This is a genomic window from Croceicoccus sediminis (genome assembly GCF_007570835.1).
GTDB classification, from domain to species: domain Bacteria; phylum Pseudomonadota; class Alphaproteobacteria; order Sphingomonadales; family Sphingomonadaceae; genus Croceicoccus; species Croceicoccus sediminis.
Genome location: NZ_SUNC01000002.1, coordinates 134,007 through 148,526, shown reverse-complemented (window position 1 = coordinate 148,526; position 14,520 = coordinate 134,007). Strand labels below are relative to the sequence as shown.

The window sequence follows — 14,520 nt, the reverse complement described above, 5'->3', positions numbered from 1 at the left end:
TCTGCTTGCCGCAACTGGCCGTCGGGCGCTGAACGAGGGATTAAGCCGGACCGGCCGCAGGCTCAAGCGTCTTGGGGCGACTGTGCCGTTTCGGTGGTATCCTGTAACGCGCCATCTTCCTCGATCGTTTCGACGATCTGCGCGGTATCGCCCACTGACGAAACGCCGATCCGGTCGAGGAAATCGGCCCCCACGTCGAAACTGTCGCCCAGCCAGAGGGGGATCCCTGCGTCATCGATCCGCGCCTTTGCGGCCAGTTCCTCCGCCGTGTGGGGTTCGCCGTTCATGCGGATGAAGATCGCCGCCACGCGGCCCGGGTTTTCCATCGCGATTTCGGAAAAGGCGATCAGATCGCCCTGCGTATCGTCGCCGATCAGCGCGAAACGCATGTGGGGATAGGCTTCCAGCAGCGCCGTTGCCGCCAAGCGCTTGTGCAGTCCGTGCCCTGCCGAACCCAGTGTCGAACGGTTGAACCCCCAATCGCGCAAATGGATCGGGCCCAGCGGGAGCGAGCGCGATTCCATGAAGGCGACGAGATAGTGGAACAGGTTCCACGGGCTGGACGAGATGTAGAAGAAGGGCCGCTCCGTCGCGACGCGCCGCGTGCCGGGATCGTCATGCCCCGAAGGCGCACCGGCCAGATGGCCGTAGAGCCGGTCCGCGCCGGGTACTTGCGTGCGGTCGGACGGCATCGTCGCCAGCAGCCTGCGCCAGTTGCGCGCGACATTGCCGATACCGCCGGTGATGCCGGTTTCGATGATCGTGTCGTCGATGTCGGATATGACGGCGAGCGAAGATTGGGTGCCCGGTGCCAGGACATAGCCATCGGCGGTCTGCGCGCCATTCACATTATGCCATTCGAAACGGACGGTTTCCCACGCGGTCGCCGCGGGAAGGCCCCAGCCATCGATATCGACGTCGAAGCGGACGAACCCTTCGTCGTTGGTTACGCCTTCGTGCCGACGTTCGCTGCCGCCGGGGGCAGCGATCACCAGCGACACGGGCAGGTTCGGGTGTTCCTTCGACGCGAACTGCGACCAGAGCGCGCGGACCTTGGCAAAATCGCTCTGGTGGTCCCAGCTCGGTTCACGCGCGCGCAGGGCGCGGGCGGTGATGGTCAGGCGGCGATCGTTGCGATGGCCGAAATAGGGAAAGACGTGCGGCGGGTGTCCGAAGAAAGGCATAACCGACCAACACCGGTGGGCCGGTTTTGTGCCCCTATCGCCCCTGAAGCTTGTTCGCGGCCTGGCGCATCAGTGCCGGATCGAACGGAATTTCGCCCAGAAGCGCGACATTGCCCGACGACATGCGCCGCGCCATCAGCAGCGTGAATTCCGGCCCATTGTCGTCCAGCGTGTCGAACCCTTTGGGCGTGATTGCACGCAGCCGGCGCGACAGCGGCGCGGGCAGGGGGTCTTCGGCCCGGACCGCGCCTTCACCGGCCTGTAGAAAGGCACCGGCCAGTTCGCCCGAAACCAGATCGGCGATGCCGGTATCGGCCACTTCCTTCCAGTTCAGCACGCCGTAGATGTGGTCGATCTTGCGGTCGTCGCTGGAAAAGGGGAGCAGGATGCCGCGATAGACGATCAGCGCGCCGCGCCTGTTCACGAATTCCGCTTCGAAGCCGATCGGGGCCTGGCGGGCCAGGATCTGGACGTAGTGATCGGTAATGCGCGACAGCAGCGATCCTGCCGGAACGTCGGAAAGCTGGCCGATCACGCGGTTGCCGGTGGCGCCGCATTCCTCTGCCAGGCGCTTGCCCAGGTGCATGACCATCGGGTCTTCGATGCCGCTGGAAAAGTCGAGCAGGATCGAGAAATCGGCAAAATCGGGATCGCCCGAGGCGTCGAGGTCGCGAATGTCGGGAAAGGCGCGGTGGCCCAGAAGGTCGGCCCACAGGTTGTAGGCGCGCACCTGCATGCGGCGTTCGTCCTGGCCGATGGCCGGGGGCGGCGCAGCGGGCCCGGTATCGCGGGCTTCCTCGACGATTTGTTCTTCGTAACCGGCAAGTTCGAGAGTGTCGCCGGCGCCGATCCAGTCGTAGAAGCCGCCTTTCACCGTATCCATGTCGATTCCCCCGAATCCCGCGCGGCAGGGCATCGCCCGATGCCCGTCTGAAGCGCCGAGTATGGCGGGAAAGGGTAAACGGGGTGTTAAGTTAACCCTAATCAGATTGATGTTTGTTTATTTTTGTCCTTCAATCACTTGCGCGCGCAAAAGGCATTTTTCAGCCTGCGCCAGATGCAGCCTTTCGGTCATCTTTCCGTTGACCCGCAAGGCGCCCTTTCCTGCGTTGGCAGGATCGGCAAAAGCATCGACGATGGCGCGTGCTTCGGCCACTTCGTCCTCACCCGGTGCGAAAATCGTATTGGCCGGCCTGATTTGTTTGGGGTGGATCAGCGTCTTGCCGTCAAAGCCGCCGTCACGCGCCTGTTCGCACTCTGCCACGAAGCGTGCTTCGTCATCGATCGCGTTGCAGACCCCGTCGATCACGGCAAGGCCGTGGGCGCGCGCGGCAATCACGCTCATCGTCAGGACCGTTTGAAACGCGGCCCTGCCGGGAAGCTGCGCGATGCCGGTATCCTTGGCCAGGTCGTTGAGGCCAAGGACGAAACAGGCCAGCGGGCTGTCTTTTGCCGCGGCCGCGATTTCGGACAGGTTGAGTATCGCCTCTGGCGTTTCGATCATCGCCCACAGCGCGACTTCGGGGCCGAAACCCGCTTGCGCCATGGCATCGGACAGGTCCGCAACGTCCGCCGCGCTGCACACCTTGGGCGCCAAGATCGCGTCGAGCGGGACACCCTGCATCGACCGGATGTCGTCCGCGCCCCACTGGGTCGAAAGCGCGTTGATCCGCACAACACGATAGCGCGACCCGAACCCGCCTTCGTGCAGCGCATCGGCGATCATCTTGCGCGCATCGGCTTTCGCCTCGGGCAAGACGGCATCTTCAAGGTCCATCGCCACGGCATCGACGTCCAGCGTGCGCGCCTTGGCGATCGCCCGTGCGTTGGAGCCGGGCATGTAAAGGACCGAGCGCAGCAGCAGCGGCAGTTCGGGCAAATTTTCTCTCCAGAAGGCGATTTTAAAGGATGTACCGCATCTTGATCGGCTGAACGACGTCTTCGCTGCCGACGTCGAAGGCGGCTTTCGCGAAAGGCGGCGGGCCCATGCGAACAGGCGCGTCGCGTGAAAAGCCGAAGCCTTCCTTGGGAATCATCAACGCCTTGTCGATCTTGCCGTTGCCGTTTTCGTCATGAAGGATGGCGATGGCATAGCGGCCGGGCGCAACCCCGTGAAAGGCAAAGTGCCCCGCCTCGTCCGCGGGGATCTTCAGGTCCATGCCGCCGCCGCCCTTGCAATCGGGAAACGAATCCTTGGCCGGTGCAAGGCAGGCAAAGACCTGCCCGTCCTCGGACCGCATGTTGGTGACCGTGACCTCGATATCCGCACCGACCCTGGGGGTGGCACCGATCAGCGGCAGGGCAGCCAGCGGAAGCAGCAGGCGGCGCATCTTCATCGGCCGTCCCAACCCGGTTTCGCAAGGCCCGCGTCCGTTCCGCAAAGCCGGTCCCAGAACCGGAAATAGAGCCCGTAGTTGCATCGATACTTCTCGTGGTGAACCTGATGATGACTGGCGGTTATCAGCATGTTTCCTAAGCGCGAGTGAACAAGTGCGCGCGGGAAGATTTCCCAACCCATGTGATTGGTTACGCCCATTATCGTCATGATCGCAAGCACCGCGCCCAGAACGCCAACATGGATTGGCACCAGGAAGACGAGCGCGGGGATGACCACGGCGCCGGTTATCGCCTCGATCGGGTGAAAGGCCATCGCCGCCCAGGCCGTGGGCGGGCGGCTGGCATGGTGGACGGCATGGGCGATGCGAAACGGGCGCGGCCAGTGCATCCAGCGGTGGGTCCAGTAGAACCAGGTATCGTGCGCGAAAAGATAGACGAGCAGCGAGACCGGCATCCACCACAGCGGCATCGCGGCAGGATCGGTGTAGATTTGCGTCCAGCCCCGTTCCTGCCAGCCCCATGCCACGATGCCCGCCGGAATGCCGTAGATCGCAGCCGATAGCAGCGACCAGCGGATTTCCTTGCCGATCTGGCTGTCGAGGCCGGAATAGAGACCGGGCCGCACGCTGCGGGTGGCAAGGGCAAAGCCGCCGCTGGTCAGCAGGTATCGCACCGCCACGATGACCGTCATCGCCAGTGCCGACAGGGCAATCGCAACGATCGCCGTTTCCGTCATGAACCCGTCCATGCAGAACGGTTTACCGATAATACCCGAACTAAGAAAGCGGCAGGGCAGGTTGTACCCTTGCCAAGGGCATTCAGCCCGAAAACTCGCCGCCCCACGGCGAACAGTGCGGATCGAAATCGACCTGTCTGCGCCGCATCGCGCACCGGGCCAGCCGCTCCACCTCCACCCGGCGGCGTGCCGGGGCCAGCTTGAGCAAGGGGGCAGGGCGCAGGATTTCCGCGTCGTAGCTGTCGGCCACGATCACGCCGCACCGATCGGGCAGAAAATCCTCACTTTCGAGGCATTGCCGGTCGAGATCGGGTGAAAGCCCCCAGTAGAACCGGTCGCAATGATCGAGGTAATCGGTCCATTTCCCATCACCGAGCAGGTCGGCGCGCGAAACCTTGATCTCCACGATCACTACCTTGCCGCGGGCATCGATCCCCATGAGATCCGCCCGCCTGCCGCCGACAAGGGGCATTTCGGGGATCGTCCAGATATCGTTGCGCGCCAAAAGGCGCCCGATACCGCGTGCGACGGCGGCGGCACCCGATGGCATATCGTTACAAGGTTCGCGAAGCGGGATGGCGGCTGATTCGATCATGCCGCGATTGTATGGAACGAAATGGGAACATGGCAAGCGTTGCAACGCCTGTCCGTGTAAAACCTTCAGGCCCGCACCAAATACTCAGGCGGCGAGGTCGGCGCTCTCACCATCCTGGCTCAACAGCGTGCGGCGGCGATTCTCGAACCGGTTGAGCAGCGCCTTGGCCGCGACTTTCGCCTCCGCCCCGTGTTCGCGCGCGCGCAGCACGGCAAAAAGTCCCTGTTCCATCATCGCATGAAGGTCGCCGGTCGCGGTCTCCAGCTCGGCCAGATCGCCGCCGGGCAATCCGACCGGATAAGGGGAAAATGCCCGTTCCGCCCCAAGACCCGACTGACCCAGCATCTTGGCAAGGGCGTCTGCGGCCTGGTGCATGGCGGCCCAGCGTGCGGCAAGGATATCTTCCTCGCACCCGACGGGGTTGCCGGCATCATCGATGGGAAAGTCCTGAACTGCGCTCATGAAGGTTAACGTGGCAGGACAGCGTTGAAAAACTGCTAACGCGCGAATAGGCCCTTCAAAATAGTAACGCAAAAATACTGGCAAGCCGCGCCGAGCGCTGTTAAGCGGCTGCCTCGTTCCACAAGGAACCGCGCACCCGTAGCTCAGCTGGATAGAGCGCTGCCCTCCGAAGGCAGAGGCCACAGGTTCGAATCCTGTCGGGTGCGCCAAAATTAGGAACTCGTCGGAATCCTCCCCCGGTACAAGTGCAGCTAGAAAATCGGGTGAAACAAGCGAGTCGGTCGCGCACCGCGGTACGGGATGCTAAAGGTCGCGGCCGTTGCTTTGCGCGATCGCTGCCAGAATGGCGTAGCTCGGCTTCGGAGTGCGCTCGAACGTCTTGCGGTTCACTGCGACCAGGCCGAAGCGGTTTTCCGGCTCACCGCCCCATTCGTAATTGTCGAGCAGGCTCCAGTGGTAATATCCGCGCACGGGGACGCCATCCGCTATCGCTTTGCGCAGATCGCGCAATGCTGCGGGGATAAGCGCCTGGCGGATGGCATCGTCGGACGTTCCGACGCCGTGTTCGGTGACGTAGATCGGTTTGCCGGTGACGTCATGCACATAGCGAACCGCATTGGCGAGCGAAGGTGCATAGACTTCCTCGCCCGAGAAGTTGACCGGCGCACCTTCGGGGCCTTCCCGTTTTCCTTCGGCGCCCCAGATCTTGCGGTGGTAGTTCTGAACGCCGATGAAGTCGTCATCCGCGACGGCACGCAGCCATTGGCCGTAAGCCTGCTCGCGGATCGCGTCACGCTTGCCCTTGCCGCCGCGCGCCGCCTGATCGTCGTTGACGGCCACCGTCACGCCCACTTTCGCATGGGGTGCCGCAGCGCGGATTGCTTCCCTGCCGGCGGCATGACCGGCCAGCAAACCGGTAGTGACCGCGTCCAGATCTTCGGCAAGGACCAGGTTCGACAGGACGAACTGGTCGCTCCCGCTTTGTCTTGCCGCGATGTTCAGCGTTGCGCGCACCGCTTGGAAAAAGCCGTCGGGCAGGCTGATCGCCAGCAGGTTGCAGACATTGGCTTCGTTGATGGTGACGACGTTGCTTACAAGATCGCCCATGTGTTCCATCACGCGGGTGCAGTAGCGGGCGAACAAGGCGGGCGCATCGGGCTGTTTGAAGCCCCCTGAGGCGGCGAACCATCGCGGCGTGGTGAAGTGGCAAAGCGTGACCATCGGCGTGATGCCCCGCGCCCGGCAACCTTCGAGCATTCTGCGATAATGGTCGAGCATCGCGATGGAAAATTCGCCCTTCACGGGTTCGATACGCGGCCATTCGATCGAGAACCGGTAACTCGAAAGGTTTGCCCCCCGGATCAGGTCGAGGTCCTTCGGCCACAGCTCGAAGCTGTTGCAGGCATCGCCCGACGGAGTCTTCGCCAGGCGCGGTTCCACGGTTTCGAACAACCATTGGTCCGACGCGATATTGTTGCCTTCGGTCTGGTGTCCGGACGTAGCCGAGCCCCAGACGAAGTCTTCGGGAAAGCCGTGACGTTGCGTGCCCCGTGCAAAGGCGGGGGCCGCGGTTGCGCCGATCGCAAGAGCACCGGCTCCGAGAAATGAACGCCTATGCATGTGTCGGTCCTTTCAGAATATCGCCGTTGCTTTCGCAACGCCAAAGCATTGATCGCGCGGCGCGTCACGGTCTTCCAGGATCAGTTCGGCAGCGCGCCAGCCCAGCATCATCGCCGGTCCGTTGGTATTGCCGGACGGCGGGGTCGGCATCGCGGAACAGTCCACCACGCGCAGACCCTCAACGCCGCGCACCCGGCAGCGACTGTCCAGCACGTCGTCGGCGTTGGGCCCCATACGGCAGGTGCCGGTCGCATGGACGCCGGGGCTGACCAGCCATTCCAGGGCAGAGCCGATTTCCTCGTCGGTCTGATACTCGGGGCCGGGGGTGATCTCGCCCACGGTATATCTTGCCAGTTCGGGCTGGCCCGCCAGGCGGCGGAACAGGCGAACGATCCTGACCAGCGTTTTGCGGTCGTCTGGATCGCCCCACCAATTGGCATCGACCGTCAGCGGGGCGTCGATATTGCCGCCGGTGATGGCAACGCTGCCCCGCGTTTTCGGGCGCAGGTGATATCCGTTGAGGGTGTAGCCAGGCTCGCTTTCCAGCGCGCCGCGGCCCGGATCGGCCTTTATCTCTTCGCTCGAACGCATTGAGAAAGGGCCGATACCGATCTGCACGTCGGGCCAGTCCTTGGGCGCATCCATCGCGACAAGTGCTGTCAGCTCGGGCGAGGTATAAGCCATCAGTCCCTTGCGGGTCAGGTAATACTGCACGACGTGCCTCAGCAGCCGCCAGCCATGGAATTCATGGTTGAAACCGCGATAGTTCTTCATCCGGAAGCTGACGGAAAGCATGACGTGGTCGGCCAGGTTTCGGCCCACCTGCGGGCTTTCGATCCTGACGGGAACGCCGGCTTGCTCCAGCACCTCGTGCGGGCCGATGCCGGAAACCTGCAATAGCTTGGGGCTCTGCAATACGCCCGCACAGACGATGACTTCCCGGGCTACGGTAGCCAGCTTTGTCACGCCGTCATGCGTGAAGGTGACGCCGCTGGCACGGGTGCCTTCCAGCTCGATCCGCTGAACCATCGCGTGGGTCAGAACCGTCAGGTTGGGGCGATCCATCGCAGGCTTCAGGAATGCCTGATACGAGGAATGCCGCCGCCCCCGCCGATTGACGGTCGTCTGGGTATAGCCGATCCCTTGCGTGCCCGGCGTGTTGATATCGGGAAGGGTCGGCACGCCCATCTTTCCTGCCGCGGCCTTCACGGCGTCCAGGAACCGGGATCGAAAGGGAAGCTCCGTTATCTGAAGCGGCCCATCACGGCCGCGGCTGGGATCGGCATGGTCGTAGTGATAGCTCTCCATCTCGCCATAGCAGCGCACGACCTCGTCCCATCGCCACTCGTCAAGGCCCATCGCCGCCCAGCCATCGTAATCGGCGGGCATGCCGCGCAAGTACCACGTGCCGTTGGTCGAGCTCGATCCGCCGAGGCCTCTTCCATAGAACCACGTTTCGCCCTTGGGCCGGCCCTTCTGTTCCTTCACCGGGAACGACCAGAAATAGGTCGGGTTGCCGAACATCTTCATGAAGGCACGCGGCAGATTGACCACCTCGGCCTCGTTGGTGCCGCCCGCTTCGAGCAATAGGACTTGCGACCGGCCGTCGGCCGAAAGCCGGTCAGCCAGCACCGCGCCGGAAGAGCCGGCGCCGATAATGATGTAGTCGTATTTCATGATATCCATGTCAGTTGGCAGTCGTGCCGGAGAGCCGGGGCTGGCTGCGAGCGACCACGGCGGCGATGATGGCTGCGATCAGGCAGATCGCTCCGAACAGTATCATGGCCGGCATGAGCCCGCCTGTGATCGTCTCTCCAAAGGTGACCATCGGCGGGCACAGGAACGTCCCGGCAAAGAAGCTGGTGGTCCAGATGCCCATGCCCCGCGCGCGTTGTTCATAGGGCAACCGTGCCTGTCCCCAGGCCAGCAAGGACGGAATGGTGAGACCGGCCCCGATCTGCTGGATCGTCGCCCCGATGCCCACGCCTGCCAGCGTGGACGACAGGCCGATCACTATCAGGCCTATGCCCATCAACAGGAACTGCACCGCCATGTGTTCGCCGATGGACCGCTGCGCGGTTCGGCCGTAAAAGTATGCGCCCGCGATGAAGCCCAGCGATGTTACGGCCTGTGCGATACCGGCCAGCCCCGAATTGGTGAGCCCGATTTCCGCGAAAACGCGCGCGATGTTGAGCGGCTCGACATAGTAGAGCAGCGACGCCACCACCGTCAGCGATCCGATCGTCGTCGCCTCGCGCCAGGGGAAGGGCAGGGCAATCCGCTCCGCCTCGCTTCGCAGGTGCTGTTCCGGCTCTTCTATGTAGAGCAGCGCCAGCACGAACCCCGGAATGGCCAGGAGATAGATGAAGAACGGCCCGCGCCAGTCCCATTCTGCCAGGAAGCCGCCCGCGACCAACAACATCGTCCCGGCCGGTGAGATCACCATGCCGACCCGGGTGGTCCATTTGCGCCGGTTTTCGCCGAAATAGTCGCCGATCAGCGCGCTCGAAACGGTCACCGCCATGGCCTCGGCAATGCCCAGCACCGCGCGGCTTGCCACGATCACGAAGATATCGGCGGTGAAGACCGGCACGATGCCCATCGCGACATAGAGGAACATGCCCAGCTGGAAGCTGGTCTTGCGACCGAACCGGTCGGCAATGGCACCCGCGATCGGCGCGAAGATCGCCACCATCAGCGACGGGACAGTCAGGATCATCGGAACCAGCAAGGCAGCATGTTCGACATCGCCGAATTGCTGCATCAGCTTGGGTATGGCCGGGAAAAGGGAAACGATCGCCATCACGGGCAGGACTTGTGCGAAAAGAAGGGTGACGCCCTTGGCGGTTTCGTTTCGTACCGGTGCGGCAGTCGCGGTCATTGGCCTATCCCCATGATGCGCCGGTTGAGATCCCGGTCCGCGCCGCCGGCGGCGAAGTCGTCGAAAGCCTTCTCGGTCACGCGGATGATGTGATCCGATATGAAAGGTGCGCCCTCGGCAGCGCCCTGTTCAGGGTGCTTGAGGCAGCATTCCCATTCCAGGACCGCCCAGCCGTCGAAATCGTTGGCCGCCATCTTGGAGAAAATCGCGCGGAAGTCGACCTGCCCGTCACCCAGAGAGCGGAAGCGGCCGGCCCTGTCGGCCCAGCCCTGATAGCCGCCGTAAACGCCTTGCCGACCGGTCGGATTGAACTCCGCATCCTTCACATGGAAGCAGCGGATGCGATCCTTGTAGATGTCGATGTAGTCAAGGTAGTCGAGCTGCTGCAGCACGAAATGGCTGGGATCGTACAGGATGTTGCAACGCGGATGGTTGTCCACCCGCTCCAGGAACATTTCGAAAGTCACGCCGTCGTGCAAATCCTCGCCGGGATGGATTTCATAAGCGACATCGACGCCGCATTCGTCGAAATGGTCAAGGATCGGGCGCCAGCGGCGGGCCAGTTCGTCGAAGGCATCCTCGACCAGCCCGGCGGGGCGCTGCGGCCATGGGTAGATATAGGGCCAGGCAAGTGCGCCGGAGAACGTGGCATGGCGGTCGAGCCCGAGACGGCGGCTGGCGTTGGCGGCCTTTTTCACCTGATCGACCGCCCACTCCTGCCGCGCTTTCGGATTGCCGCGCACGTGATCGGCGGCAAATCCGTCGAACATTGCGTCGTAGGCGGGGTGCACGGCGACAAGCTGGCCCTGCAGATGTGTGGAGAGTTCAGTGATCTCAAGCCCGTGCGAATTTGCGACGCCTGAAATCTCGTCGCAATAATCCTGGCTGTCGGCGGCCTTTTCGAGGTCGAACAGACGTGCATCCCAGCTGGGCACCTGCACCCCTTTGTACCCCATGCCGGCGACCCAGTCACAGATCGCGTCGAAGGAATTGAACGGCGCTTCGTCGCCCGCGAACTGGGCGAGGAATATGGCAGGCCCCTTGAGGGTTCTCATGCTTCGATCTCCGGAAAATCGGTCCAGCCGGCGCCATCGCGGCTGGCGGCGACGGCGGTTTGAATGAAGGCCATACCGCGCAGGCCGTCGGCGATACCGGGTAGGAGCGGCGCGTCTTCGCCCCGCAGCACGGCAGCAAAATCGCGGTAGAGATTGGCAAACGCTTCCAGATATCCTTCCGGGTGTCCGCCCGGCGTACGGGTGCGCGCCGCGGCCCATTCGCCCAGAGACGCATCGCCTGCGCGCACGATCTGCGTCGTCCCGTCGATCCGGTGCCAGATGAGGGCGTTCGGATCTTCCTGCTTCCAGATCATCCCGCCGGTCTCTCCATAGACGCGGATGCGCAGTCCGTTGAGTTCACCGACCTCGATCTGGCTGGCAAGCAACACGCCGCGTGCGCCGTTCTCGAACTGCATCAGGACGGTTGCGTCGTCGTCCAGCTCACGTTCCGGGACCACTGCCGCAAGGTCCGCGAGCAGGCGCGTGACGCGCAGGCCCGTGACGAATTCCGCAAGGTTGAATGCGTGCGTGCCGATATCACCGATACAGCCGCCAGCGCCCGAACGCGCCGGATCGACGCGCCATTCGGCCTGCTTGCCTTCCGCCGGACCGGCCAGCCAGCCCTGCGGATACTCGACCACCACCTTGCGGATCGTGCCAATTGCGCCGTCAGCGATCCGCGCCTTCATCTCGCGCACCAGCGGATAACCGGTATAGGTATGCGTCAGCCCGAACGGCAGATTGGTCCTTGCGATAATGCCCGCCAGTTCCTGTGCTTCTGCGAACGACGAAGTCGCAGGCTTGTCGCACATGGCGGGAAAGCCCGCCTGCATGGCAGCGCGCAGTGATGGCAAGTGGTTGTGATTGGGCGTCACCACGGAAACGAAGTCCGCGCCGTCCTCCCTTGCCCTTTCCGCCGCCAGCATTTCATCCAGCGCCCCATAGGCCCGCGCCGGGTCGATGCGGTAGATGTCAGCCGCCGCCCGGCTGCGCTCGGCTTCGGAGGAAAATACGCCCGCAACCAACTCGATCTCGCGGTCAAGCTCGGCGGCAATGCGATGGACGGGGCCGATGAAGGCCCCGGGACCGCCGCCGATCATCGCCATGCGTAGGCGTCTGGTCATGGTTCCATCCTGGTTGTCGGCCGACCCCGCCATTCTTGCCGGGGTCGGCCAGTCACGGGTAATGACGATCTGCGACCGGTTCCTAGAATTCGAAGCTGGCGCGCAGTCCGGCGGTACGAACCGATTCGAAGTTGAAACGCTGGCTCAGGGTCAGCACCGGAGGTCCGGCAAGCGGATTGGCATCACCGCCATCAGACCCGATGGAGATGGGGCGGATGGAGTTCGTGCAGTTCTTGCAGAACAGCGAGAGCGTCCAGTTGTCGCCGGCCACGCCCGCACGCAGGTCGATCGTGTCCCAGGACGGGATCTTGAAAGGCTCTCCCAGGCCTGCCGATTGCGAGGACCGGTGATAGTAACCCACGCCAAAGTCGGCATCCAGCGACGGTCCGATCGGGACCGTGTAACTGGCGCCAAGCGTTGCGGTGAACGGTGCCGAAAGCGGTACGTCGTAGCCGGCGGCGTTGAACGTTCCGACGAATGCGGGATCGCTGGAATTCACCGCAGCGTTGCACCCGCCGGTCGTCTGTGTCGGATAGCACTGCGCACCGGGGTAATCGTTGAAACTCGCATCGAGGACGGCCACCGACGCGCTCAGTTCGAGCCCGGCCGCAGGACGGGCCTGGACCGACAGGTCGATGCCCTTGGTCGTCGCGGTGGCGGCGTTGCTCAGCACGAAGGTGCGAAGCGACTGAACGAATGCCTGGACCTGCAGATCGTAGAACTTGGTGTAGAATGCAGATGCGCTGAAAGTCACCATGTCATCCAGTGTGCGGCCCTTGATACCGATCTCGCCGCCACGTGAAATTTCAGGCCTGACCGAAAGATCGGCGCCGGGTGAGGGGGAGGTGTTCGAAAAGCCCGGCCCCTTGAAGCCTTCACCGTAGAAACCGTAGATCAGCAGATCGGGAGTCGCCTGCCAATCGAGGCCGACCTTGTAGCTCAGGTCGGTGGCGTCGACACTCTGATCGCTGATATTGCGTGGTACGCCGAGGGTCACGAAGTAGTCGCCGAAGTTCTCCACCAGGTGAATTTCTGCCTTCTCGCGCGTGAGGCGCGCACCGGCAGTCAGTTTCAGCGTGTCGGTCAATGCGTAGCCGACTTGTCCGAATGCGGCGTAACTGGTGTTCTGCAGCGTGTATGCGTAGTCCTGACCCAGGAACGACCGGTTGCTGACGTTGCAGGCAGGCGGCGGCCCGGCGGTCGGCGTCGCCCCGATGCAGAACGGGAAACCGGAACTGATGAAATCGGGGAAACCCAGGTTGCCCCCACGGTAACCGTCTGCCGCCGAATCCGACCGGAAGAAATAGAGCCCGGCCTGTCCCGTCAGGCGGTTTTCGTCGGGCAAGGCCAGCCGCAATTCCTGCGAATACTGGTCATATGTGCCCTTCGACATGTTGAAGTTGAAGAAATTGAACGGCGTATTGTCGGAATCGAACTGGAAATCGGTCTTGGCGGTCTTCCAGGCCGAGACGCTGGTGAGTTCCAGGCCACTATCGAATTCGTAAGCGATATTCGCCTGCAGCCCGCCGGTATCGCTGTCCCGATAGTTTGGCGCATCGACCGAATAATTCAGGTTCTCAGGGCCTGCGACCAGGCCCAGCGCAGGATACTGGCTGTTCGGGCCGAATTCGCGGAAAGTCACGTCGTAACGGGTCGTGATTCCGCGCTGCCGGTTCAGGTCGCCGGCAATATATACCGACAAGGAATCCGACGGTTCGAAGAGAAATTTCGCGCGGACACCGAAGTTTTCCTTCTTCAGGTCATTACGCACGGCCGGGTTTACACTCACCACGGTCACCGGATCGTCTTCGGAATAGATCGCGTTCAGCCTGGCCGCTGCATTGTCTCCGACCGGCAGGTTCAGCGTGGAGCGCACCTGGAAACCGGTTCCGTCCTTGCCGGGACGTGCCCGCCGCACGATTTCTCCGTCGGCAGACATCGACAGATCGCCCAGTACCGGGCGCTTGGTCGTGATGTTGACCAGACCGGCCGAGGCGTTCTTGCCGAACAGCAACCCTTGCGGGCCGTTCAGCACCTCGACCCGCGCAACGTCGTAGAAAGCATTGGACGCGAATTCGCGGTTCCCAAGGACGACGTCGTCGACGACCTGCGATACGCTGGCCTCAACCGTGTTGGCGAAAGTTCCGGTGCCGATGCCGCGGACTGAAAAGGTGTTGTCTTGAGCGACCTGCAGGCTCGGCGCGAGCTTGGTGACTCCGCTGAGGTTGTTGACGCCGCGCTCCTGAAGCTCCTGCTCTCCGACTACCGTCACGCTCACCGGAACCTTGAGAACGTCTTGCGACCGACGCTGCGCGGTGACCACGATGACGCCTGCCTGGTCCTGACTTTGCGCGTCTTGGCCCGACGTATTGGCAGAGCCCGTGTTCTGGGCGTGCGCTGCGACCGATGTGATGGAAACGCCCATCATCAGGCAGGCGAATAGAGTACGCTTCGTGTTCATGTGCTTCCTCCCCGGGAAAGTTATGTTGCCGAACGGGAGGAGAAGCTTGCGGAGATGAGCGGGCA

General features: G+C 63.0%; 13 protein-coding genes and 1 tRNA gene. 1 reads left to right on the top strand and 13 read right to left on the bottom strand.

Annotated features, from left to right (window positions below; translation table 11 throughout):
- Window positions 1-62: 62 nt before the first annotated feature.
- From FAX90_RS08740 to FAX90_RS08710, 7 genes are all read right to left on the bottom strand, one after another.
- Window positions 63-1,184, bottom strand: coding sequence for a phosphatase domain-containing protein (locus tag FAX90_RS08740; protein WP_144097015.1), 1,122 nt, complete (start codon window positions 1,182-1,184; stop codon window positions 63-65).
- Window positions 1,185-1,218: 34 nt separating this feature from the next.
- Entirely contained in the window at window positions 1,219-2,067 is an 849-nt protein-coding gene (locus tag FAX90_RS16695) for a PAS domain-containing protein (protein WP_205700657.1), read from the bottom strand.
- A gap of 117 nt (window positions 2,068-2,184) precedes the next feature.
- A complete protein-coding gene (locus tag FAX90_RS08730; protein ID WP_276612269.1) occupies window positions 2,185-3,063 on the bottom strand; it encodes an HpcH/HpaI aldolase/citrate lyase family protein in 879 nt (292 codons plus the stop codon).
- Between the two features lie 22 nt (window positions 3,064-3,085).
- Window positions 3,086-3,520 carry a DUF2141 domain-containing protein gene (locus FAX90_RS08725; RefSeq protein WP_240704811.1) on the bottom strand — a complete coding sequence of 145 codons (435 nt, stop codon included), beginning with the start codon at window positions 3,518-3,520 and terminating at the stop codon, window positions 3,086-3,088.
- The gene (locus FAX90_RS08720) at window positions 3,517-4,257 is read right to left on the bottom strand and encodes a sterol desaturase family protein (RefSeq protein WP_144097014.1); all 741 of its coding nucleotides are present in this window, start codon (window positions 4,255-4,257) and stop codon (window positions 3,517-3,519) included. The genes FAX90_RS08725 and FAX90_RS08720 overlap by 4 nt, the downstream gene beginning before the upstream one ends.
- Before the next feature lie 82 nt (window positions 4,258-4,339).
- Window positions 4,340-4,852 carry an MmcB family DNA repair protein gene (locus tag FAX90_RS08715; protein WP_144097013.1) on the bottom strand — a complete coding sequence of 171 codons (513 nt, stop codon included), beginning with the start codon at window positions 4,850-4,852 and terminating at the stop codon, window positions 4,340-4,342.
- Window positions 4,853-4,936: 84 nt separating this feature from the next.
- Entirely contained in the window at window positions 4,937-5,314 is a 378-nt protein-coding gene (locus FAX90_RS08710; protein WP_144097012.1) for a hypothetical protein, read from the bottom strand.
- A gap of 132 nt (window positions 5,315-5,446) precedes the next feature.
- On the opposite strand from FAX90_RS08710, the gene FAX90_RS08705 reads away from it, so the two are divergent.
- Window positions 5,447-5,523 (top strand) — tRNA-Arg (locus FAX90_RS08705).
- A gap of 94 nt (window positions 5,524-5,617) precedes the next feature.
- On the opposite strand, the gene FAX90_RS08700 is transcribed toward FAX90_RS08705, so the two are convergent.
- From FAX90_RS08700 to FAX90_RS08675, 6 genes are all read right to left on the bottom strand, one after another.
- Window positions 5,618-6,934, bottom strand: a complete 1,317-nt coding sequence (locus tag FAX90_RS08700) for a glycoside hydrolase family 1 protein (protein ID WP_144097011.1) — start codon at window positions 6,932-6,934, stop codon at window positions 5,618-5,620.
- 12 nt (window positions 6,935-6,946) lie between these two features.
- A complete protein-coding gene (locus FAX90_RS08695) occupies window positions 6,947-8,620 on the bottom strand; it encodes a GMC family oxidoreductase (protein ID WP_240704810.1) in 1,674 nt (557 codons plus the stop codon).
- A 1-nt stretch (window position 8,621) separates the two neighbouring features.
- Window positions 8,622-9,815 carry an MFS transporter gene (locus tag FAX90_RS08690; protein ID WP_144097010.1) on the bottom strand — a complete coding sequence of 398 codons (1,194 nt, stop codon included), beginning with the start codon at window positions 9,813-9,815 and terminating at the stop codon, window positions 8,622-8,624.
- Entirely contained in the window at window positions 9,812-10,870 is a 1,059-nt protein-coding gene (locus FAX90_RS08685) for a sugar phosphate isomerase/epimerase family protein (RefSeq protein ID WP_144097009.1), read from the bottom strand. Before FAX90_RS08685 ends, FAX90_RS08690 begins: the two co-directional genes overlap by 4 nt.
- On the bottom strand, window positions 10,867-11,994 hold the full coding sequence (locus tag FAX90_RS08680; RefSeq protein ID WP_240704809.1) for a Gfo/Idh/MocA family protein: 1,128 nt from the start codon (window positions 11,992-11,994) through the stop codon (window positions 10,867-10,869). The genes FAX90_RS08685 and FAX90_RS08680 overlap by 4 nt, the downstream gene beginning before the upstream one ends.
- 82 nt (window positions 11,995-12,076) lie before the next feature.
- Window positions 12,077-14,455, bottom strand: coding sequence for a TonB-dependent receptor (locus tag FAX90_RS08675; RefSeq protein ID WP_144097008.1), 2,379 nt, complete (start codon window positions 14,453-14,455; stop codon window positions 12,077-12,079).
- Between the last annotated feature and the right edge of the window lie 65 nt (window positions 14,456-14,520).